The sequence below is a fragment of the Psychrobacter sp. ER1 genome, from assembly GCF_048631835.1.
In the GTDB taxonomy this organism is placed as follows: domain Bacteria; phylum Pseudomonadota; class Gammaproteobacteria; order Pseudomonadales; family Moraxellaceae; genus Psychrobacter.
In genome coordinates this window covers 774,175-796,645 of the sequence record NZ_CP184640.1, presented here as the reverse complement: position 1 = coordinate 796,645, position 22,471 = coordinate 774,175, and the positions used below count along the sequence as shown (strand labels likewise).

Below are 22,471 nucleotides of genomic sequence, written 5' to 3'. Positions count from 1 at the left end.
TAGTGACTACCAAACAACTCACAACTCACAACTAATAAATACCTGCCTCTACCCCAGCAGCCAACGTCATAGCAAGCTCTTCTACTTGCTCAGCAAAGCTATCTTGCCAATCGCCTTGTAGTATCAGCGCCTCTTGAATCCATGACCAACGTAGCCCCGTTGTAATCGTTTTGAGCGCAAGCTTGGTACCTGTACCATCATGCCCTGCGCGTATATATACCGCAAATGGCATGCCCTGCTTCTTCTCTAATATAGGATAGTAGCAACGATCAAAAAAGTCCTTGGTCAGCCCTGCCATATACGCCAGATTCTCAGTCGTACCTAGCAGTAACGCATCAGCAGCCAACACGTCTTCAGGCTGCGTATCCTGCGGTGATTTCAAAATGACAGTGATATCTATATCAGGATGATTGGCACCGTCATAAGCTGCCTGCGCCAATTTCTGAGTATTGGGCGATGGCGTATGAGCGACGATGAGTAAAGTCTTAGTAGACATATTAGGCGTCTGTGCCATTGTTAAACACTAGATTTTGAGTAATGGCAGGATCCAAGCTATTGCCTACTGGACAGGTCAACGCGGTTTTATAAAACCGTTTTAAGGTACTCTCGTCCAATGCTTTCGAAAAATTAACCACAACGTGTATTTCACTTACACGTCTTGGTTTCGCCGCCATGACTTTGGTAACTTCTGCGGTCGTACCTGAGATATCGATGTCCATCGCTTCGGCTTTGATACCAATAATTGTTAAGATACAACTACCCAAACTGGTCGCTAGCAAATCAGTCGGAGAAAACGCTTCGCCCTTACCATGATTGTCTGTCGGCGCATCAGTGATGATTTGATTATTCGACTGTAGGTGAATGGCTTGGGTGCGTAAATTGCCTTGGTAGGTTACTTTTGAGGTGGTCATAATCTTACCTTAGTTTATTAAACTAGCTGCCTGAGAAATAAAGATGCTGTGATAGTTATTTGATAGATGCTAAGATAGCGAGCATTTGTGCAAACATTAGTTCTGTAAAGGAAATTGTAATATGTATGTGTATGAGCTCTCAGAATACCAAGTTTATCAATTAAAATCGATAGACCCAGCATTAGGTGGTAACTGGAAAACCATTCTTATCAGTATTTTGCCGCAGCTCGATATACCCAGTCGTAAAAGTGTGTACGAAAAAATATTATCAAAAAGGAATATTAGCCCAAATTTTACTTATATCATTCCAGATGATTTGAGAAGTTTGTTATCTAAAACAGCAATTCGTCATCGAGAGCTAAAAGCAATTGCTATACAGATGTTGAAATTTATTGAGTCCAAGCCGGATTCATATGATGCTATTGAACTTGCTGATAAAGTAGAGGCGATGATCGATTATCTTAACCGTATTGATATAGGTGATCATATTTTAGACCAAAAAAGTCGTGAAAGTATAAAAAAGCATTTTTATACGATTTAGCATTTTGGATCGATAATGTAAATCTTATAGTACAACCTGGTATAAGGCACTTAAATACTGATATCGTAAAAACATACTTTAAAGAAGTATTTATTAAGCAAAAGATTCAGGGGCGAGACTTTCGCGCATGGGATTCTACTGATATAGACTTTCAGGAACAAGATAAATTACCCGATATTATAAAAAGAGAGGCAAAGCGTAAAAAGTTCTTTGTCATTGAAAGTGAGCGTTACTGGTTTTTAATAGGTATTGCCGACAAATCAAGACAAAATCCTTATTCTATTAAACGTTTTTTGCATGAAGATGGCGGTAGTAATGATTTATTTGTATATCTGACACACGTTGTCATTAGAAAAGAGCTTATAGATGAAGAACGTTATATACGACACGTTAAATACTGTACAAGTCGACTATACACTTTGGATGCTGGTGTATCAGACACAATCATCAAATTTATAGCAGAAGCACAACATCTTTGTAAGACACAAATTATACCTCTACTCAAAAAAGAATTGAAAAAAGACGGCGAAGAGACAGAATATCATATCAGTAAGCGTATGAATGACTATGAGCACCAAATCACAATTTCGATTTTGAATAAATTACCTAATATAATTAATAATGCAGTCACTGATAGTGATGATCGATACTATTTATTTTATTATTTGACTAAAATTTTTAATAAACTTATAGATAATCTCCAAAACTTTCAATTACGACCTATCGCTACATATTCTTCTAATGTAGAAGTTATGATTGCCAGGCTAATTAGCTTCAAATATTTTCTAGATACGATTTATGATTCATTAGAGGATAAAAAATTTGAGATTAAAAATTTCACTAATGCTTCTAAAGAAATAATTGCAATTGTCAAGGAAGCTTTCGATAGTACTGAACAGAACCTGATACAGTTAAATCAATTAGAAGAAAAATTAAAATTTTATCTTGAAACTAAGGAAAATGGTAGTATTTGGCAAAAAATAAAGGTCGGTTTCCCACCAAATTATACTTTAGAAGATGTGGAACATTCAAAGAATGAAGCGAAAAATGAGTTTTTTCTGTCCATTATAAATTTAGCTAAAAAACATAATGATAATATTGTTTACGTAGAATTTGACTGCAATGAAGTCTTAAATGAATACTATCGTCACTATGCCATTGCTAATGAAAAGATGGCAATAGCACGACTACCAAAGGTACTACGATTACCTGAAGATAAGAAAACATTTAATATTCAAAAGACTAATGAAGCAATTCATCACAACGTATTTATATTCGACAAGAAACATGTATCATGATCTGTTATTTTATATATTTTCTAGACAAATTTTTCGTATAAGAGTTTTATTTGACTATCATATGGAGAGTTCATGAACTCAATTACTAGTAGCTTTCCCACACCAATCTACAGACGAAAAAGAGCCCCTTTTGCGTTAGTCAAAGGGGTTAGATATGAGTCTATTATTTGAATTTTTGACAAACAACATTGTTTTCATTTCTTTAGAAAATATCGTAGTAAGTAGGTAACCCCAAAAAAAGAAGGCTAGAATGTGTAGTAGAAAAATGTCTTTTTCTACTACACACTGAAATATATATCCGATAACCTAAAAATAGTATCAGTAAGCCCTAAAATAACGAAAAGCATAAATAGTATGAGTCGCTATTAAGTGCTGTACAATAATAAATATCCAGTCCAATACCCATTAACACAGATGCTGTATATATAGTTAGTTCATAAACAAAGAAATATAGCATATGGTCACAAAGATATAGATAAAACTATACCTGAGATACTTTATCGAAAAAACCAACTGCACGGCATAAATAATTAAATAAAATTAGTAGAGAAAGCAAACTCTACTCCAACTAAAACCTTTTGACCTACCCTCTACACTGACTGAACGCTCCAGCCTATCTAAAGATTATGCTATTCTGTATTGGATATATAAGCATTTATTTAGTTTTAGCGAATTTTTTAGTTATTGCTAATTAAATTATAAATCCAGACTCAAATACTTTAAATAGGCGTCCCATATGTTTATAAAAAACATTTTTTTCATTTATCTATTTTTACCATGATATTCATACTTTGCAGTAATGCACAAGCTGAAACTCATCAAGATAAAATCCAAGTGAAGGTATTTATCGCAGCGATGTTTGAAATTGGTGAAAATAGTGGGGATAAAGCAGGCGAATTTCAGCATTGGTATAATCAATATTTTACAGATAGTAAGCCTATAAAAGTAAAAGGTGCCCATAGCCCAGTTTATTGTAATTCAGAAGGTGTCTGTGGTTCGGTATTAGGGATGGGTAAAGTAGGGTCTTCAGCGTCCATGCAAGCAATCACACTTTCTCCCAAATTTGACTTTAGCAAAAGCTACTTTGTTCTAAGTGGTGTCGCAGGAACATCACCGAGTAAAGGCACGATAGGTGATGTAAGCTGGGCGTCTTGGCTCGTAGATTATGACTTAGGTCACCGCTGGAAAGCTGAAGAAGGTGAAAAAGGCGCACCTACGTTTACACCACGCAAAGGCTATGAAGATATTCGCCGCTATCAACTTAACTCTGACCTGCTAAAATGGAATCTACATCTAAGCCAGTCAGTTGCCTTAAAAGACTCAAAAGAAGCCAGCGCCTATCGAATGAAATATCCTGATGCAGCAGCACGACGGAGCCCAGCTATCACCGTAGGCACTCATATGACAGGAGATACCTTTTTCATGGACCAGGGTTGTCTAAACAAGCGCAATATATAGCTGAATTGTATAACGCAGATGATTACATTATCACTGAAATGGAAGCCGCTGCAATAGCACAAGTACTTAACAGAACGGTAGGTATTGAACGCATCATGAGCTTACGTGGCGCAGTGAATTTTGACCAAGGTAATCCAAATGAGACCACGCTTCAACATCTAGATCCAGCGCCAGGGGAAACAGCTGGTGGCTTTGCAGAAACAGTAGAAAATATCGTGCTAGTAGGATCAAAAACTGTCGATCACATCGTTGACAATTGGGATGTCTGGGAAAAAGGTGTGCCAAAATTTAAAGAAGAATAAAGAACTCCAAGATAAATTTTAAGTAATACAACAAACAGTTAATAGTTAGCAGTCAGTAAGTGGTTTCTAGAATGGGTTTACGCTCATTCTGGAAACTGCTATGGCTTATATATCTACTATCAGTATAGCTCTTCCATTTCAGCTTCATTAGAAAATGATTAATCCCTCTATCCACTTACGCTCATTAGATAGCATACGATTAATAAGCTATAAGATTCATCCTTGATATAGAGCTCTATTCAATCTTTAGCAAGTTTCATCATTCTATTTAAGTTACTCAAAAGATGACAGTGCCACTCAGCTAAATAATAAAGATACCTTATTACTCGCAGTAAAAGGTGCTTCTTGTCCCAATATCAATGCCTAATACCTCACGGCTCTCTCCTCTAGCATACTAAAAGGGTAGAAGCGGATATTATGGTGTCTTTTATCGTTTATAAACTTTACTGGCTAGGTATAATCTAATACATTTGGTTATATTCAACGGCATAGTCTTGCCTGATGATAGATATCTCTTTTGTTTTAGGGCACGGGTTTCGCTTTAAAATAATATATACGCAATGAAAACATCTGTGGTTCTGTAAGTAGTAAGGTTCGCATATACGTTGTAGCATTGGCAAAATAATTCTTAATGTTAGCCAAAGAAAAGCCCTCTTTGCTTGAGCGTTGGGGGCTTTATCTAGGTATAGAAAGTTGACGAACGAGAAGAGCGCCGTTAAAGCAAAACACTGCTAACTGCGAGCATAGCTCTTGCCTTGCACTGCGGACGACTGTCTCCCAGACAGTCGTTACTCCTGCTCACCTTTAAATAGGATTTGCTACGTAGGTCACTAGGAATAAAAGATAGACACAAAGAAAAACCCCCGACAAGCTAATGTCGGGGGATATTTCAGAATAGAGAGCTGACGATGACCTACTCTCACATGGGCGAACCACACTACCATTGGCGCTACGATGTTTCACTTCTGAGTTCGGGAAGGGATCAGGTGGGGCCATCGCGCTATTGTCGTCAGCAAAGGGGTTAGATATGAGTCTGTTGTTGTTATTGTTGACTTCAAGTTTAAGCTTGTTGTCGATCAACTTGTAACCTAACTGAATCAAGGTTAAAGGTGATATCGAAATATTCTTTCTTATTCTATAGCCTGAGCTATACAAGATAGATTAATTAGACTTGCATACAAACCACTTGGGTGTTGTATGGTCAAGCCAAACGAGCAATTAGTACAGGTTAGCTACACGCATCGCTGCGCTTCCACACCCTGCCTATCAACGTCCTAGTCTTGAACGGCTCTTTAGGGAAATCTAATCTTGAGGTGGGCTTCCCGCTTAGATGCTTTCAGCGGTTATCCCATCCGAACGTAGCTACCGGGCAATGCCACTGGCGTGACAACCCGAACACCAGAGGTTCGTCCACTCTGGTCCTCTCGTACTAGGAGCAGATCCTCTCAAATTTCCAACGCCCACGGTAGATAGGGACCGAACTGTCTCACGACGTTCTAAACCCAGCTCGCGTACCTCTTTAAATGGCGAACAGCCATACCCTTAGGACCTGCTTCAGCCCTAGGATGAGATGAGCCGACATCGAGGTGCCAAACACCGCCGTCGATATGAACTCTTGGGCGGTATCAGCCTGTTATCCCCAGAGTACCTTTTATCCGTTGAGCGATGGCCCTTCCATACAGAACCACCGGATCACTAAGACCTACTTTCGTACCTGCTCGACTTGTGGGTCTCGCAGTTAAGCGCGCTTTTGCCTTTATACTCTACGACCGATTTCCGACCGGTCTGAGCGCACCTTCGTACTCCTCCGTTACTCTTTAGGAGGAGACCGCCCCAGTCAAACTACCCACCATACATTGTCCTCGGTATTGTTATACCTGAGTTAGAACCCCAACATGACCAGGGTGGTATTTCAAGATTGGCTCCACCGAGACTAGCGTCTCGGCTTCAAAGCCTCCCACCTATCCTGCACAAGTCAGGTCAAAGTTCAATGTAAAGCTGTAGTAAAGGTTCACGGGGTCTTTCCGTCTAGCCGCGGGTACACAGCATCTTCACTGCGATTTCGATTTCACTGAGTCTCTGCTGGAGACAGCGCTGCCATCATTATGTCATTCGTGCAGGTCGGAACTTACCCGACAAGGAATTTCGCTACCTTAGGACCGTTATAGTTACGGCCGCCGTTTACTGGGGCTTCGATCAAGAGCTTCGCTTACGCTAACCCCATCAATTAACCTTCCAGCACCGGGCAGACATCACACCCTATACGTCCACTTTCGTGTTTGCAGAGTGCTGTGTTTTTAATAAACAGTTGCAGCAGCCTGGTATCTGCGACTGCCAGCAGCTCAAGGAGCAAGTCCTATCACCACCAACAGCGTACCTTCTCCCGAAGTTACGGTACCATTTTGCCTAGTTCCTTCAGCAGAGTTCTCTCAAGCGCCTTGGTATTCTCTACCTGATCACCTGTGTCGGTTTAGGGTACGATTCGTTTATAACTATTGCTTAGAAGCTTTTCCTGGAAGCATGGTATTTGCCACTTCGCTGTACAAGTACAGCTTGCTATCAGATCTCGGTATAGAATAGCCCGGATTTACCTAAGCTATAAACCTACATCCTTTCACCTGGACAACCAACGCCAGGCTGACATAACCTTCTCCGTCCCTCCATCGCATTATAAACAAGTATCGGAATATTAACCGATTTCCCATCGACTACGCCTTTCGGCCTCGCCTTAGGGGTCGACTCACCCAGCCCCGATTAACGTTGGACTGGAACCCTTGATCTTCCGGCGTGCGAGCTTTTCACTCGCATTATCGTTACTCACGTCAGCATTCGCTCTTGTGATACCTCCAGCATGCTTTACAACACACCTTCACAGGCTTACACAACGCTCCCCTACCACTTGAAAACAAATTCAAATCCGCAGCTTCGGCTCCTAGTTTGAGCCCCGTTACATCTTCCGCGCGGGCCGACTCGACTAGTGAGCTATTACGCTTTCTTTAAAGGATGGCTGCTTCTAAGCCAACCTCCTAGCTGTCTATGCCTTCCCACCTCGTTTCCCACTTAACTAGGAATTTGGGGCCTTAGCTGGCGGTCTGGGTTGTTTCCCTCTCCACGATGGACGTTAGCACCCACCGTGTGTCTCCCGGATATCACTCATCGGTATTCGGAGTTTGCATCGGTTTGGTAAGTCGGTATGACCCCCTAGCCGAAACAGTGCTCTACCCCCAATGGTGTTCGTCCGAGGCGCTACCTAAATAGCTTTCGGGGAGAACCAGCTATCACCGAGTTTGATTAGCCTTTCACCCCTATCCACAAGTCATCCCCTGGCTTTTCAACGACAGTGGGTTCGGTCCTCCGGTGCCTGTTACGGCACTTTCAACCTGCTCATGGATAGATCACTCGGTTTCGGGTCTATACCCTGCAACTAAACGCCCTATTAAGACTCGGTTTCCCTACGGCTCCCCTAAACGGTTAACCTTGCTACAGAATATAAGTCGCTGACCCATTATACAAAAGGTACGCGGTCACCCAACAAGTGGGCTCCCACTGCTTGTACGCACACGGTTTCAGGTTCTATTTCACTCCCCTCACAGGGGTTCTTTTCGCCTTTCCCTCACGGTACTGGTTCACTATCGGTCAGTCAGGAGTATTTAGCCTTGGAGGATGGTCCCCCATCTTCAAACAGGATTTCTCGTGCCCCGCTCTACTTAATATGTTAACTCTAATGTTTCGAATACAGGACTATCACCTACTACGGTCAGCTTTCCCACGCTGTTCTTCTACATTAGAATTAATCGGCTTCTCCCCGTTCGCTCGCCGCTACTAGGGGAATCTCAATTGATGTCTATTCCTAAGGGTACTGAGATGTTTCACTTCCCCTCGTTCGCTTCCTAATAAATTAGGATACCTACCTTATGGTAAGTGGGTTTCCCCATTCAGAAATCTCCGGATCACAGGATATTGCCGCCTCCCCGAAGCTTATCGCAGGCTGTCACGTCTTTCATCGCCTCTGACTGCCAAGGCATCCACCATGTGCGCTTCATTACTTGACCATACAACCCCAAGTAGTCTTTCGACTTCTAAGTGTCATACAATCTAATTATGATAACGATATCACCTATGTTTATACGCTTGATTCAGTTCTCTTTACTTTTTTAATAACTCACCCCTGGGATAACAACTGATGTCGTTAAGAGGTGAGTTATTAAGGTTAAGAAGTGCGCGTGAACACGCTCTTCCTAACCCAGACTCATATCTATGTTTTTAAATAGTCTCTATGCTCTCGTCGAGTCACAGATTCTGTATAAAACAGAAAGAAGTAATCAGTTAAAATCACTTGTTTCTATTTAATACCTATTTATTTATTAGCATCTAAAGCTTACTTAACCGTCTTAGTAGTGGTGGAGCCAAACGGAGTCGAACCGTTGACCTCCTGCGTGCAAGGCAGGCGCTCTACCAACTGAGCTATGGCCCCATTGTAAAATGGTGGGTCTAGGTGGACTTGAACCACCGACCCCCGCGTTATCAACACGGTGCTCTAACCAGCTGAGCTACAGACCCTAATACGTTTGTTAAAAACGTAAGCTTAAACTAAAGAACAACTTGTTGTGAATTCTTGCTGACCGAATGCGTCTATAAGGAGGTGATCCAGCCGCAGGTTCCCCTACGGCTACCTTGTTACGACTTCACCCCAGTCATCAACCACACCGTGGTGAACGCCTCCCCGAAGGTTAAGCTATCCACTTCTGGTGCAATCAACTCCCATGGTGTGACGGGCGGTGTGTACAAGGCCCGGGAACGTATTCACCGCGGCATTCTGATCCGCGATTACTAGCGATTCCTACTTCATGGAGTCGAGTTGCAGACTCCAATCTGGACTACGATAGGCTTTTTGAGATTCGCATCACATCGCTGTGTAGCTGCCCTCTGTACCTACCATTGTAGCACGTGTGTAGCCCTGGTCGTAAGGGCCATGATGACTTGACGTCGTCCCCGCCTTCCTCCAGTTTGTCACTGGCAGTATCCTTAGAGTTCCCGGCTTAACCCGCTGGTAACTAAGGACAAGGGTTGCGCTCGTTGCGGGACTTAACCCAACATCTCACGACACGAGCTGACGACAGCCATGCAGCACCTGTATTCTAATTCCCGAAGGCACTCCCGCATCTCTGCAGGATTCTAGATATGTCAAGACCAGGTAAGGTTCTTCGCGTTGCATCGAATTAAACCACATGCTCCACCGCTTGTGCGGGCCCCCGTCAATTCATTTGAGTTTTAACCTTGCGGCCGTACTCCCCAGGCGGTCTACTTATTGCGTTAGCTGCGTCACTAAGTCCTCAAGGGACCCAACGACTAGTAGACATCGTTTACGGCGTGGACTACCAGGGTATCTAATCCTGTTTGCTACCCACGCTTTCGAGCCTCAGTGTCAGTATGATGCCAGGAAGCTGCCTTCGCCATCGGTATTCCTTCAGATCTCTACGCATTTCACCGCTACACCTGAAATTCTACTTCCCTCTCACCTACTCTAGCCTAACAGTTTCAGATGCAGTTCCCAGGTTAAGCCCGGGGATTTCACATCTGACTTATCAAGCCACCTACGCTCGCTTTACGCCCAGTAATTCCGATTAACGCTTGCACCCTCTGTATTACCGCGGCTGCTGGCACAGAGTTAGCCGGTGCTTATTCTGCAGCTAATGTCATCGTCTCCGGGTATTAACCGAAGAGTCTTCTTCACTGCTTAAAGTGCTTTACAACCAAAAGGCCTTCTTCACACACGCGGCATGGCTGGATCAGGGTTTCCCCCATTGTCCAATATTCCCCACTGCTGCCTCCCGTAGGAGTCCGGGCCGTGTCTCAGTCCCGGTGTGGCTGATCATCCTCTCAGACCAGCTACAGATCGTCGCCATGGTAGGCCTTTACCCCACCATCTAGCTAATCCGACTTAGGCTCATCTAATAGCGAGAGCAGTAAACTGCCCCCTTTCTCCCGTAGGTCGTATGCGGTATTAATACGAGTTTCCCCGTGCTATCCCCCACTACTAGGTAGATTCCTAAGTATTACTCACCCGTCCGCCGCTCGACGCCTGGTAGCAAGCTACCATCGTTTCCGCTCGACTTGCATGTGTTAAGCCTGCCGCCAGCGTTCAATCTGAGCCATGATCAAACTCTTCAGTTTAATCTTGCTATGAAGCTCTTTAAAGAAGCTTCTAAACTTGGCTCATCTAATCTGGCAAAATCGCTAAAAATTATGTTCGTAATGAATTAACTTTGAGTTTTTCTGCTGTCTTAAATGATAATTTTTATAGTTAATAATCTTCCCGAAAAGAAAAGATAGTCAACTTTATTTTTTAGCATTCTGAATCAGCAAAAATCCACACAAGTTGTTCTTTAGTTATGCTTTTAAATAATGTCTAACACTGTCGTCCAGTGCTAGTATTTCAAACTAAATAAGTTAGCCAATGTGGTTTATCCTATTTAGCGAGCTGACCATCATATCATGATTTAATAGTCTGTCAACTTCTTTTTTTAATTTGTTTCAACAAGTTAACTGGGTTATCAATGTGTAATCTACACACTAGCTACTTCCAGCTCGTCTTGATGAGGTGCGTATTATAGACGCTATATTTATTTAGTCAAGAAGTATTTTCTATTTAATTCAAACAATCTACATCGTCCAAATTAGTAAACCACTTCCCTTTCGACTGGGTGGCATTATACGGAGTTTTAGATAGAAAACAAGGAAACTCTATAAATAATCTCAGTTATTTTCTATCAGCGATACTCTATTTACCTAACCTATTGTTATCGCTATCAAACTTTAAATACTGTCTTTTATATCTATAGATTTAGCTTTTTTATATGGGCTGGTGTACTTCAGCAGTATATAGAGTGCGTAAAAAAGGAACTTACCTGACGGTAAGTTCCTTTATATAAAATCTAAATACAGTATCTAGCTTTTCACTTTCGTTTTAATCGTAGTCACGATACCTGATAACGCATAAATAATACCGATCGCTAAGATACCAACAGGAATATCATAGAGCACGATGCTCATGACTAGCACCCCAATGATAAGCACTACAAAAGGCACTTTCTTTTTATCGAACTCTTTAAAGCTATAGTATTTGACATTGCTGACCATCAGTAGACCGCAAGTCACGACCCAAGCTGCAAACAATAGCATGACGGCTGTATCGTATTTACCAATCCACTCGTTATGATCGACTGCAACCATCACAGCGGACGTCACCAATATAGCAGCCAGTGGACTGGCCAAACCAACAAAGTACTTTTTATCTACAATACCAACCTGAACGTTAAAACGTGCAAGGCGAAAAGCAGCACAAGCGGTAAAGACAAACGCACAGCCAATGCCGATACGACCCAAAGGCTCTAAAGCAAAGCTATAAATCAAAATAGCAGGGGCAACACCAAACGCTAGCATATCTGCTAAAGAGTCATATTGCTCACCAAATGGACTTTGCGCATTAAGCATACGTGCGACACGTCCATCTGCGCCATCAAGAATAGCGGATAAAAAGATAGCCAAAGCTGCCTTATAGAACTCGCCTTGCGTACTCGCCAAAATAGAGTAAAAGCCTGACAGTAGCGACAAGGTTGTGATCAGATTGGGTGCCAAATAAACACCGCGACTAACTACTCGCTTACCTTCGGCTACTTCAGCTTCAATCACCTCAAATGTCAAACCATCATAGCTGTCGTTATCCGCTAGGCGAATATTAAATTCGTGCTCATCAATAAACGGTGGCTGAGTCGCTGCATTATCTTGCAACGAGCCGTCATTTAAGGACGAATTGTTCACAGGTGCATTATTCGGCTGGCCGATAGGTGGCTGAGTCGTCATCTTAATATCCTTATTGGCCGTTATTGCTATTCGCCGACGAGCCAGCGCACATTGGTCGCACTATCAGGCGTCAAGTTTGGCGCGTCTTCTACTTTTAGTACTGGCTGTAAGAAACGTAATATCTCACGTGCATGGTTATCAAACTGCCATGGCGGATTGATAACCAGTAGACCTGTACCGTTCAGGCCGACTGCAACATCATTAGGATAAATGTTTAGCTCACAAACCAACTGACGTCTCATTTCAGTACGTTTGAGCTTTTTGTAGAAGAGCTCTACGGCTTCGATGTTTTTGATTGGGAACCAAAGCGCATAAGTTCCTTGTGGCCATTTGTTATAAGCTGCGACTAATAAATCGATCAGGCGCGTAAAATCTTTGTGCTCTTGCTCATAAGGGGGATCAAGGAAAATCAAACCGCGCTTTTCTTTTGGTGGAATAACAGCGGTGATACCTTCAAAAGCATCACGATGCTGGATACCAATTGGCAACTTATGTAGCTGATAGTTTAACGCATCGTATTCAGTCGCTTTGGCTTCAAAAGCCTCAGCACGCACGCCAGCATCAGGATTTTTAGCTGCGGTTTTTCGACGTGATGGGCCACCCACCATGGCGAACCAGGATAGACTTTATTGTCGTAAGTAAATTTGGCTTGCTTGATGCCTTCCATATAATCTTTGACAGCAGCTGGTGCCTTTTCGGTATCTGCTTTTAGAAAAGCTTGAATACCGCCTTTGGCCTCACCTGTTTTGCGCGCTTCTTCACTGCTTAGTGAATACAGTCCACGACCGCCATAAGCGTCAAGCACATAAAACGGTTTGTTTTTCTGCCCCAGTTGATTAAGCAGTTGTACCAATAAAATGTGTTTAACCACATCAGCAAAGTTACCAGCGTGGTAGGCGTGTTTATAGTTCATAATCTCAAAAGTTTAAATAAGAAAAATTGCATCTATGGTAGCATAGGCAGAGTAAAAGATAATGTGGTTTTAGTAAGTGCTTTCAATAAAAACGTATTGAATGACGGTATATTGACAGCTGATTGATAATAATGAGATGAAATGACGCAGATTATTAGCAACCTTAACAAGACAGCGTTGGTCATTGATCATCCGATAGGTCAGGATAATCCACCATTACTGCTGCCAGATACTCATAATGTTAGCCAAGAAATTCCTACTCAGCACGTATTGCAAATGTCTGACTTTACAGTGGACTGGGAAGATAAGCTGACGGATAAACAGCTCGACACCTTTGTCACTGACGGCTGGCTCATCATTGATGACGTATTCAATAGTACTGCCTTATTAGCACTACAAGCAGAAAGCGGTTTTATTGACTATCGTGATGCAGAGCTGACCGCTGGTGTTCGCATCAGTGATATTCGCGGTGATAGAATACGCTGGATTACCGAAGACTTTTTTGCAGGTTATTACTATCTACAAAGCATCAATGCTTTGGCCTTGCTATTCAATCGTAGTTTGTTTGCTGGTATTCGCCATAGTGAAGCGCATTATGCGTGTTATCCGACTGGCTTTGGCTATCAATGGCACAGTGACAACCCTGCTGGACGTGATGAACGGGTTATCTCAGCAGTGTTTTATCTCAATGATGATTGGGAAACAACTGACGGCGGCGTACTAGAAGTCGTTGATAAGCATGGCACGCACCATGAAGTGATGCCAGTTGCCAATAGACTAATCATTTTTGATAGCGATTTACGTCATCAAGTACAAACCGCGCATCGCCAACGCTACTCTATCGCTACTTGGATGCGCCGTGATGGTCTTGTACCCTTTGTCGAAGTAGCCATTTAGCACTTATTCTCTACTATTCATTTATATTTACCATTTTAATTTATTATACAAAAGGCTTATTCATGTCTGACTCTCATCACCAATCAAGCACGTCGCAACACACAACTCATCAGCAAGAAACCTTAGATTTAAGTATTGCACTGTTAGAGCGCCCTTCAGTAACGCCCGATGACGATGGTTGCCAAGATATGTTGTCAGCACGGTTAGAGCAGGCAGGTTTTGATTGCGAGTTTATGTATTTTGGCGATAGAAAACAAAGCGGTGAACATGCTGAAGTCAAAAACTTATGGGCACGCCGCGGTACTAGCGATCCAGTGATTTGTTTTGCTGGACATACTGATGTCGTACCAACAGGTGATGAGAAAAACTGGACCTACCCTCCGTTTACTCCAACTATCGCTGATGGGTATTTATGGGCACGCGGTGCCGCCGATATGAAAACGGGTATTGCAGCTTTTACTGTTGCAGCCGAACGTTTCGTCGCCAATCATCCTGAGCACAATGGCTCAATTGCTTTTTTAATCACCTCGGACGAAGAAGGGCCGTCAATTAATGGTACGGTCAAAGTGATCGAAACTTTAGAAGCTCGTCAAGAAAAAATCACCTACTGTCTCGTTGGCGAGCCGTCAAGTACTGATACGTTAGGTGATATCATCAAAAACGGTCGTCGTGGCTCGCTAGGTGCTGAGCTTACCGTTACAGGTAAACAAGGCCATGTCGCCTATCCACATCTAGCATCTAATCCAATTCATGCGGCGATGTCTGCCCTTGCTGAATTGACTTCTACCGCATGGGACAACGGCAACGACTACTTCCCAGCCACATCATTACAAATATCGAATATCAACGGCGGCACTGGCGCAACCAATGTCATTCCTGAAACGCTAAACGTGGTTTTTAACTTCCGTTTCTCAACTGAAACGACTGAAGATGAACTAAAGGCAAAAACGCATGCTATCTTTGATAAGCACTTTGCCAACAGTAAAGCGAGCTACGATATTCATTGGAAGTTATCTGGTCAGCCGTTTTTGACCCCTGAAGGAAAACTGGTTTCGGCCTGTCAAAATGCCATCAAAAAAGTGACCGATGTCGATACCACCCTATCGACTTCTGGTGGTACCTCCGATGGACGCTTTATCGCGCCAACTGGTGCCCAAGTCGTTGAACTGGGTGTGCGTAATGCGACGATTCATCAAGTGGATGAAAAAGTAGAAGTCGATGATTTGGGTAAACTGGCCCAGATTTATGAAGGCATTTTGGAAAATTTGTTGCTAGATTGAATGTAGTATTAATTGCGACTGTCTAATTGATGACATCCGCTCAAAGAAAAAGCGCTACCTGATTTAGGTTAGCGCTTTTTTGTCATTATTTTATCAAAAATGGCTTGATCAGCTTAAGTTACTTAAGCCAATTACTAGCTTTATTCAATACCAATATAGACATCAACTTGACCGTATTCTAAGTTACCACCGATATAATGCTCGAAGTCTATATTAAACGTTCGGGTATGCTCGCAATCGGGCGCATTGAAATACTCCCAAGCACTTTCCCATGCATTCATCACAGTGTTAGGCATGTAACCTTCTTCAGAAAATACCAAGTACTTTCCTGCAGGAATATCAACCGTCATTACATTACTAGTACTGGCTACACTGTCGCTTTCTGACTGAGCATCTTGCTCGCTGGCTACTTTCCAACTGGCCACAACGTCAAACGCCCCTGCCAGATCATCGCTTTCATAGTTGTGATAGACACCATAAATGTCTTCACCTTCAGGGAGTTCACCCGCGTGATTTTGATAAAACTTTTGCCATAATCTACCAAGTTTGGCAGTGTCATGGCTTATCTCAGCGTTATTAGTGGTACGAACGCTGATACCGCGACAAGCTATCGCTTCTGGTAGCTCTTTAATTTGTGAGGTCATGATGCGGCCTTCTCTATCTGTTTATTTGATTTTCTGTTTGTGGCAATGCTGGCAGACTGAATCGATTAATCGGCTTCATCAATCCAATTCATTTGAATGGCTTCTAAGATGCCTTCATTTGATTTTTGTGGATCATCATCAAAGCCTTCAAGCTCAGTTACCCAGCGATGCAAATCAGTAAAACGAATATACTGTGGATCTGTTTCTGGGAATTTTTCATAAAGCTCAATCGCGATATCTAAGCTGTCTGTCCATTTTAATTTTTGTGGGGTCATAACGGTACCTTATTTTTAGTCGTTTTGAGAATCATCATTTTAAAAACGATGCTATCGTCCTAACATTGACGACTTGATGGGCTCTATCCTACCAAAATTCAGCAAATGATTATAGCCAAGTTATTTTACGATGCTATTTTTCAATACTGGGTTTCAATACTGTTTTGCGATGTGGCTTAGGCTGATTTGGTCGATTTTACCGCGACTTGGTGCTCATTCCATGTGTTAATCGTATCTGTCAACTGCTCGCCCATCATATCTAATACTTCTGGTGTGCGCATACCTTTACTATCTGTAAAAACAAACTTGGTCATACCAACGCCCATCAGCTGATTTTTGACAAAAAACCGATGCTCAAAATACACGTATTTATGATCCCATCCTGCGACTGCACTGCTAAGCGTCATTTTATCCAAAAATTTAATTTGCTTAAGATAAATCATCTCCTGCATGGCAATCACCCAATTGAGCGACTTAATGCCTTTCTCGTGACAGCACGCCTTTACCCAGCGTGTCACGTTTAGCTCAATAAATGATAAATAACGATAATTGGGTAAATGATCGCGAAATCCCATATCGTGGGGCAAAATTCGATAATGACGTACAGTCGGTGCAGTCAATGTCTCTAGATTGATAGTTTCGCTCGTCGATTGATGCTTGAGCTGTTGCTTAAGCAAGCTAACCATAATAAAAAAACGCAGTAGCATGTTCATAAATTTTTCTCTTATTTCATCGTATTTATAATTGGTAATCGTAAATCGTTAAAGCAGTTCAAATTAGCTAAAAAATTAATCAGGCGCATACCGTATAGTGAGTACATAAAGCGCAGTTAATATTGTGATCATTAAAAACTGACCGTAATTGGAAATAATCTCAATCCATAGTCGGCTCATAAATGTCGCCCACTTTAACGCAAAAAAGCCACCTCAGTGACTTTCTTTATCTAAAAACTTATCTGCAAATAATAATGGTTAAAAACATAGCTTAGAGATTAATGACCGCCGCCATTGATAGTACGTACCATCTCTTCTACCATTTTCTTGGCATCGCCAAAGATCATCATGGTTTTGTCCATGTAGAATAAGCTGTTATCCAGACCTGCATAACCAGTACTCATTGAACGCTTGATGACCATGACCGTCTGCGCTTTGCTGACTTCTAGAATCGGCATACCGAAGATTGGCGAAGTAGGATCATCTTTCGCAGATGGGTTCACAACGTCGTTTGCACCGATAACCAAGACCACATCTGTACTTGCAAAGTCTGAGTTGATCTCGTCCATTTCTAAAATGTCATCATAAGGTACATCAGCTTCAGCCAACAGCACGTTCATATGACCTGGCATACGACCCGCGACTGGATGGATAGCAAAGCGTACGTTAACACCTTCTTCTTTTAACAACTCATATAGCTCTTTTACTGCATTCTGTGCGCGGCCCTGTGCCATACCATAACCTGGTACGATGACCACGCTACTGGCATTAGACATCAGGAACCCTGCGTCTTCTGCTGAGCCTGCTTTGTAATTCTTCGGTGCCCCATCATCGCCGCCTGCGGCAACAGCTGACGTACCCATGCCACCAAACAAGACATTAAGCAGTGAGCGATTCATGGCTTTACACATGATATAAGACAAGATAGCACCTGATGAACCCACTAGCGAACCTGCGATAATCAGCATCGAGTTGCCAAGGGTAAAACCAATACCTGCTGCTGCCCAACCTGAGAATGAGTTCAGTAGTGATACAACCACCGGCATATCACCGCCACCAATTGGGGCAATCCACATCCAACCAAAGATAACCGCAATCACTGCCATCGCATAAAATGCTGGTAATGAATCAGTGACGAAATACACCCCACCGAACCCAATCATCGCAATGAATAGTAGCGCTTGAACCGGTTTTACCCAGCCGCCAACCAATGTTTTCGCCCAGCTTTTCGCTGCCAATTTACCAAAGGCAAAGACCGAGGCTGAGAATGTAATCGCACCGATGAAGCAACCGATAAATAGCTCTATGCGAGCAACGGCACCATGCTGCTGTTCAGTGTGTAATACCGTCGCAAGTGCAATCGCAACCGCTGCCAAACCGACGAATGAATGCATCAAAGCTACTGTTTCTGGCATTTGGGTCATTGCGACTGTTTTTGCTTTCCACATACCAACAAGGGCACCCAACACCATCGCACCGATTATCAACCAAAGCACAGGGCCTTCTGCTAAAAAGAAGGTAGTCACAACGGCAATTGCCATCGCTGCCATACCAAAACGGTTACCGCGAATCGCTGTCTTTGGGCTAGACAAACCACGTAACGTTAAAACAAAGAGGATAGCGCCGACTAGATAGAACCAATCTGCATTTGCCGCAATCATTGTTGAGAAATCATTCATGCGTCACCTCCATTTTCTGTTGCTACAGGTGCTTTTTTCACTTTCGGCTTAAACATCGCAAGCATACGCTCAGTCACCGCAAAGCCACCGAAGATATTGATACTGGCTAAAAATACCGCAAAGGCACCAAGCAAGCTGGTCGGTGTAAACATTGAACCATCAATCGTGACAGTCTGTAGCATCGCACCCACTATGACGATACTTGATAGAGCGTTGGTTACCGCCATCAATGGCGTATGTAATGCAGGCGTTACGCCCCAAACCACGTAGTATCCGACAAAAATAGCGAGCACAAATACAGTGAAAATCGCTACAAATGGTGTGCTACTCATGGCCGCACCGGCTGGCGCTGCAGCTAAAATAGTGGCAATCATCTAATCCTCCTAAAAATTTATTCATTACTGGCAAATGTGTAGTGACGAAATATGTGGTAATAGACTGTTCAAACTAGCGTTTGGCCAGTCGTACCTGACTGTCATGTGTCACTGCCAGTGCGCCCTGAATCTCGTCTTCCATGTCTAAGTTAAGTGCCAAGCTAGCCGATGCATCATCGCCAGTAGGTGCAATCAATGTCGTAATAAAGTTAACAAGGTTATTGGCATACAAATCTGACGACTGTGCGGCGAGCATAGATGGGATATTGGCGGCACCAACGATACGTACGCCGTTGTCTGTGGTGATGGTTTCGTTAGGCACGCTGCCTTCGACATTACCACCGGTACCAGCCGCCATATCGATCAGTACAGAACCTGCCTTCATTTTGGCAAGCGTTGCGCCATGTACCAAACGCGGTGCGTTACGACCAGGAATCTGCGCCGTGGTAATAACGATGTCAGCATTACTGAGCGCTTTATCTACGACAGCTGCTTGATCTTTGACATATTGCTCTGATGGCGTCCATGCATAACCACCGGTAGACTTAGCTGTTTCAGCCTCCTCTGCACTCATCGGCACATCAAGCCATTTACCACCAAGTGATTCCACTTGCTCGCGAGCGGTCGGACGTAAGTCACTGGCTTCTACCACTGCACCCAAACGCTTGGCTGTCGCAATCGCTTGTAGACCTGCAACACCAACACCTAGGATAACGACCTTAGCTGGCTTAACCGTACCTGCTGAAGTCATAAACATTGGGAAAGGACGTGAATACTCATTGGCCGCGAGCAATACGGCTTTATAACCAGCAAGGTTGGCTTGTGACGACAATACATCCATATTCTGTGCGCGTGACAGTGTACGAGGCAATAACTCCATCGCAAAGACTGTCGCGCCTTTGGCTGCATAAGTATCAAGCTGAGTGTTGCGATATGGGTCGAGCATGCCAATGACGATCTGACCAGACGATAAGCTTTCAGTGGCTTCCGCTGGTAGGTCACTGACGGTGGTAATAATCTTGGACTGGGTAATCACCTCGGTGCGACTACTGGCAATGTCGGCACCCGCAGCCTGATACAACTCATCAGCATAGTATGCTGCTTGGCCTGCACCTGACTGAATGACGACTTCAAACCCAAGTTTACGCAATTTTTTGACTGCGTCTGGGGTTATGGCTACACGGCTCTCGCTCGTGATATCTGCACTGATTACACCGATTTTCATACCGTCTCCTTACTTACGTCCAATGACTATATTTACGTCTCACGACTACCTTTAATACCCTCAACGCACATCTAAAAAGCACAGGGGACAAAACCCTTTGATCATGATTAATCCATTACAGCGACCAAAGGTTATCAATTTAATAAATGATAGCTACTTTACCATCATGCCTTTTTATTATAGAGATATCGTTCGTCAAGTTTCATTGTCTAATGATGACCCACAAGTAAAATAAAAATTTAGGTATTTACACCATTGGCATACTTTTTGTTGGTATATTAAAGCCTTTTATTTTTCCGAAAAACGCTTAGCCCTTATAGATACAGGCCTACCTCTATTTATTCTCTAACCCTAAATCTGTTTTTTTATTAAAAATATAACGTCAATAAACATAAAATAAGCAAGGTGAAGTCAAGTTCCACCCATGCATACCGTATAATAAGAATACTTGACACTCGAAAAAACCCGTCATCGATTCATTATAATAAGGAATAACCATGTATTTTTTACTCTCACCTGCCAAATCCCTGAACGAAACAGACGCTATACCATTGAATTTAGGCAACTACTATAGCCAGCCCGAGCTAATCAAGCGCTCACAAGAATTGATGAAAGTACTGAAGTCAAAAGAGCCTGTTGACCTACAAGAGCTGATGAGCATATCTGACGATTTGGCTCAGCTTAATGCCACGCGCAATCAACAATGGCATTGGAGTGAAGCGCAACCATTTACTAACGATGCCTCTGATAATGCCGCCAAGCCTGCAGGCTATTTGTTCGATGGCGATGTCTATACTGGACTTGATATGTATCATATGGACAAAGATACCGCTACTTATGTCAATGAGCACTTAGGTATTTTGTCTGGACTGTATGGAGTACTAAAGCCACTCGATCTGATCCAGCCATATCGTTTAGAGATGGGCACCAAGCTGAAAAATGAGCGCGGTGACAATCTTTATGAGTTTTGGGGTGAGGAAGTGACTAACGTTATCAATGCGCGTATGGCTGACAGCGATGACAAGGTATTAGTGAATTTGGCTTCTAATGAATACTTTAAATCGGTAAAAAGAAAGCACTGAAGGCAAATATCGTCACGCCACGATTTGAAGACGAGAAAAATGGTCAATACAAAGTGATTAGCTTTTATGCCAAAAAAGCACGTGGACTGATGGTCAAATATGCTGCTGATAATAAGCTGACCAATGCTGAGCAGCTAAAGCAGTTTGATTTGGCAGGGTATTACTACTGTGAAGACGCGTCTGATGATAAGACGTGGACGTTTAGACGAGATGCGGCGGATCAGTAGCTTGATATAAAAACTATATTTACTACAATCCCTAGAGGTCACTAGAAGCATTGCATTCAGTGCTTCTAGCCCAATCATCAGATATCCTTTGGTTGAACATATGAACAGATCACAACAATCCTTCTTGTGCCATCATTTCTTGTATCGAGGCGCGGTTTAGCATGGCTTGATAGTGTGCACTTAGGTGTGTCCAGTCTTGTGCTCGACTCGCATATCGCTGACTCCAGTGAGCAATCATAAATAAATGAAAATCAGCCCCACTTAATTTATCGCCCAACAACCATGGACCATTATTTGCTAATCCCTTTTCAACAATACCCCAGCAGTAGGTTAGTACGTCATTCGCTTTATCTTTCACTTGTTGCAAATTGTGCTCGCCGCTAATGTACTGCTCGGGATGTGCCCAACGATTGGCAGCTTCTTGTAGTGTAGAAGACATCCAAAACAAATACTGGTAATAGACACCGCGCTTAGAGCATCCTGTGTCAGGTGCTAGCCCAGACTCTGGGTGCTGATCTAACACATACATTAAAATTGCCGCAGACTCATAAATAACCTGTCCCTGATGCACCAACGTAGGTACTTTGCCATTTGGATTAATGGCTAGATACTCAGCTGATTTTTGCATATTTTTAGACAGGTCTATTTCTATCATTTCATAAGACGCGCCTAACTCCTCAAAGACAGCATGGGTGGCCATATTGGCACCACCCTTATCCCAATATAAAGTATAAATAGTCGTGTCCTTCTTGCTGTGGCGATTGATGGATAAAACCATTGCACTGAGTT

14 protein-coding genes, 2 tRNA genes, 3 rRNA genes and 3 pseudogenes are annotated in these 22,471 nt (G+C 42.9%); 6 read left to right on the top strand and 16 right to left on the bottom strand.

Annotated features, from left to right (window positions below; translation table 11 throughout):
• Window positions 1-31 precede the first annotated feature (31 nt).
• A complete protein-coding gene (locus tag ACOBWA_RS03760) occupies window positions 32-496 on the bottom strand; it encodes a flavodoxin family protein (protein ID WP_420230240.1) in 465 nt (154 codons plus the stop codon).
• A 1-nt stretch (window position 497) separates the two neighbouring features.
• Window positions 498-911 (bottom strand): OsmC family protein, encoded by a 414-nt coding sequence (locus tag ACOBWA_RS03755; protein ID WP_165597480.1) that lies wholly within the window; start codon window positions 909-911, stop codon window positions 498-500.
• Window positions 912-1,032: 121 nt separating this feature from the next.
• Here ACOBWA_RS03755 and ACOBWA_RS03750 point away from each other — a divergent pair, with 121 nt between their 5' ends.
• The 3 genes and pseudogenes from ACOBWA_RS03750 to ACOBWA_RS03740 all read left to right on the top strand — a co-directional run bounded on the left by ACOBWA_RS03750 (window position 1,033) and on the right by ACOBWA_RS03740 (window position 4,510).
• A complete protein-coding gene (locus ACOBWA_RS03750) occupies window positions 1,033-1,452 on the top strand; it encodes a hypothetical protein (RefSeq protein ID WP_420230239.1) in 420 nt (139 codons plus the stop codon).
• Between the two features lie 293 nt (window positions 1,453-1,745).
• Window positions 1,746-2,750 (top strand): hypothetical protein, encoded by a 1,005-nt coding sequence (locus ACOBWA_RS03745; RefSeq protein WP_420230238.1) that lies wholly within the window; start codon window positions 1,746-1,748, stop codon window positions 2,748-2,750.
• A 777-nt stretch (window positions 2,751-3,527) separates the two neighbouring features.
• Window positions 3,528-4,510: pseudogene (locus ACOBWA_RS03740) on the top strand (purine-nucleoside phosphorylase).
• 900 nt (window positions 4,511-5,410) lie between these two features.
• Here the strand turns inward: ACOBWA_RS03740 and rrf are convergent.
• The 7 genes and pseudogenes from rrf to ACOBWA_RS03705 all read right to left on the bottom strand — a co-directional run bounded on the left by rrf (window position 5,411) and on the right by ACOBWA_RS03705 (window position 13,286).
• A 5S ribosomal RNA gene (gene rrf / locus ACOBWA_RS03735) occupies window positions 5,411-5,524 on the bottom strand.
• 183 nt (window positions 5,525-5,707) lie between these two features.
• A 23S ribosomal RNA gene (locus ACOBWA_RS03730) occupies window positions 5,708-8,562 on the bottom strand.
• A 346-nt stretch (window positions 8,563-8,908) separates the two neighbouring features.
• A tRNA-Ala gene (locus ACOBWA_RS03725) sits at window positions 8,909-8,984 on the bottom strand.
• Window positions 8,985-8,993: 9 nt separating this feature from the next.
• Window positions 8,994-9,070, bottom strand: a tRNA-Ile gene (locus ACOBWA_RS03720).
• Between the two features lie 75 nt (window positions 9,071-9,145).
• Window positions 9,146-10,684 (bottom strand): 16S ribosomal RNA (locus ACOBWA_RS03715).
• Together the 16S, 23S and 5S rRNA genes with 2 tRNA genes alongside form the textbook arrangement of a ribosomal RNA operon.
• A gap of 774 nt (window positions 10,685-11,458) precedes the next feature.
• Window positions 11,459-12,373, bottom strand: a complete 915-nt coding sequence (gene pssA, locus ACOBWA_RS03710) for a CDP-diacylglycerol--serine O-phosphatidyltransferase (RefSeq protein ID WP_227543695.1) — start codon at window positions 12,371-12,373, stop codon at window positions 11,459-11,461.
• Between the two features lie 26 nt (window positions 12,374-12,399).
• Window positions 12,400-13,286, bottom strand: a pseudogene (locus ACOBWA_RS03705) (23S rRNA (adenine(2030)-N(6))-methyltransferase RlmJ).
• Between the two features lie 141 nt (window positions 13,287-13,427).
• Here ACOBWA_RS03705 and ACOBWA_RS03700 point away from each other — a divergent pair.
• Complete coding sequence (locus tag ACOBWA_RS03700) at window positions 13,428-14,183, top strand: 2OG-Fe(II) oxygenase (protein WP_420230237.1); 756 nt, start codon at window positions 13,428-13,430, stop codon at window positions 14,181-14,183.
• Window positions 14,184-14,245: 62 nt separating this feature from the next.
• Entirely contained in the window at window positions 14,246-15,463 is a 1,218-nt protein-coding gene (gene dapE / locus ACOBWA_RS03695) for a succinyl-diaminopimelate desuccinylase (protein WP_420230236.1), read from the top strand.
• 140 nt (window positions 15,464-15,603) lie between these two features.
• Here the strand turns inward: dapE and ACOBWA_RS03690 are convergent, their stop codons facing one another.
• The 6 genes from ACOBWA_RS03690 to ACOBWA_RS03665 form a co-directional block, all read right to left on the bottom strand.
• Window positions 15,604-16,107 carry a GyrI-like domain-containing protein gene (locus tag ACOBWA_RS03690; RefSeq protein WP_420230235.1) on the bottom strand — a complete coding sequence of 168 codons (504 nt, stop codon included), beginning with the start codon at window positions 16,105-16,107 and terminating at the stop codon, window positions 15,604-15,606.
• A gap of 65 nt (window positions 16,108-16,172) precedes the next feature.
• Window positions 16,173-16,382 carry a Fe-S cluster assembly protein IscX gene (gene iscX, locus ACOBWA_RS03685; protein ID WP_021812734.1) on the bottom strand — a complete coding sequence of 70 codons (210 nt, stop codon included), beginning with the start codon at window positions 16,380-16,382 and terminating at the stop codon, window positions 16,173-16,175.
• A 176-nt stretch (window positions 16,383-16,558) separates the two neighbouring features.
• On the bottom strand, window positions 16,559-17,095 hold the full coding sequence (locus tag ACOBWA_RS03680; protein WP_420230234.1) for an acyl-CoA thioesterase: 537 nt from the start codon (window positions 17,093-17,095) through the stop codon (window positions 16,559-16,561).
• A gap of 278 nt (window positions 17,096-17,373) precedes the next feature.
• Entirely contained in the window at window positions 17,374-18,774 is a 1,401-nt protein-coding gene (locus ACOBWA_RS03675; RefSeq protein WP_102092432.1) for an NAD(P)(+) transhydrogenase (Re/Si-specific) subunit beta, read from the bottom strand.
• Entirely contained in the window at window positions 18,771-19,106 is a 336-nt protein-coding gene (locus ACOBWA_RS03670) for a proton-translocating transhydrogenase family protein (RefSeq protein ID WP_219621845.1), read from the bottom strand. The genes ACOBWA_RS03675 and ACOBWA_RS03670 overlap by 4 nt, the downstream gene beginning before the upstream one ends.
• A 115-nt stretch (window positions 19,107-19,221) precedes the next feature.
• Complete coding sequence (locus ACOBWA_RS03665) at window positions 19,222-20,373, bottom strand: Re/Si-specific NAD(P)(+) transhydrogenase subunit alpha (RefSeq protein ID WP_420230233.1); 1,152 nt, start codon at window positions 20,371-20,373, stop codon at window positions 19,222-19,224.
• Window positions 20,374-20,870: 497 nt separating this feature from the next.
• Between ACOBWA_RS03665 and yaaA the strand changes: the two are divergent.
• Window positions 20,871-21,682, top strand: a pseudogene (gene yaaA / locus ACOBWA_RS03660) (peroxide stress protein YaaA).
• A 109-nt stretch (window positions 21,683-21,791) separates the two neighbouring features.
• On the opposite strand, the gene ACOBWA_RS03655 reads toward yaaA, so the two are convergent.
• The gene (locus tag ACOBWA_RS03655) at window positions 21,792-22,382 is read right to left on the bottom strand and encodes a glutathione S-transferase family protein (RefSeq protein WP_420230232.1); all 591 of its coding nucleotides are present in this window, start codon (window positions 22,380-22,382) and stop codon (window positions 21,792-21,794) included.
• Window positions 22,383-22,471: the final 89 nt, after the last annotated feature.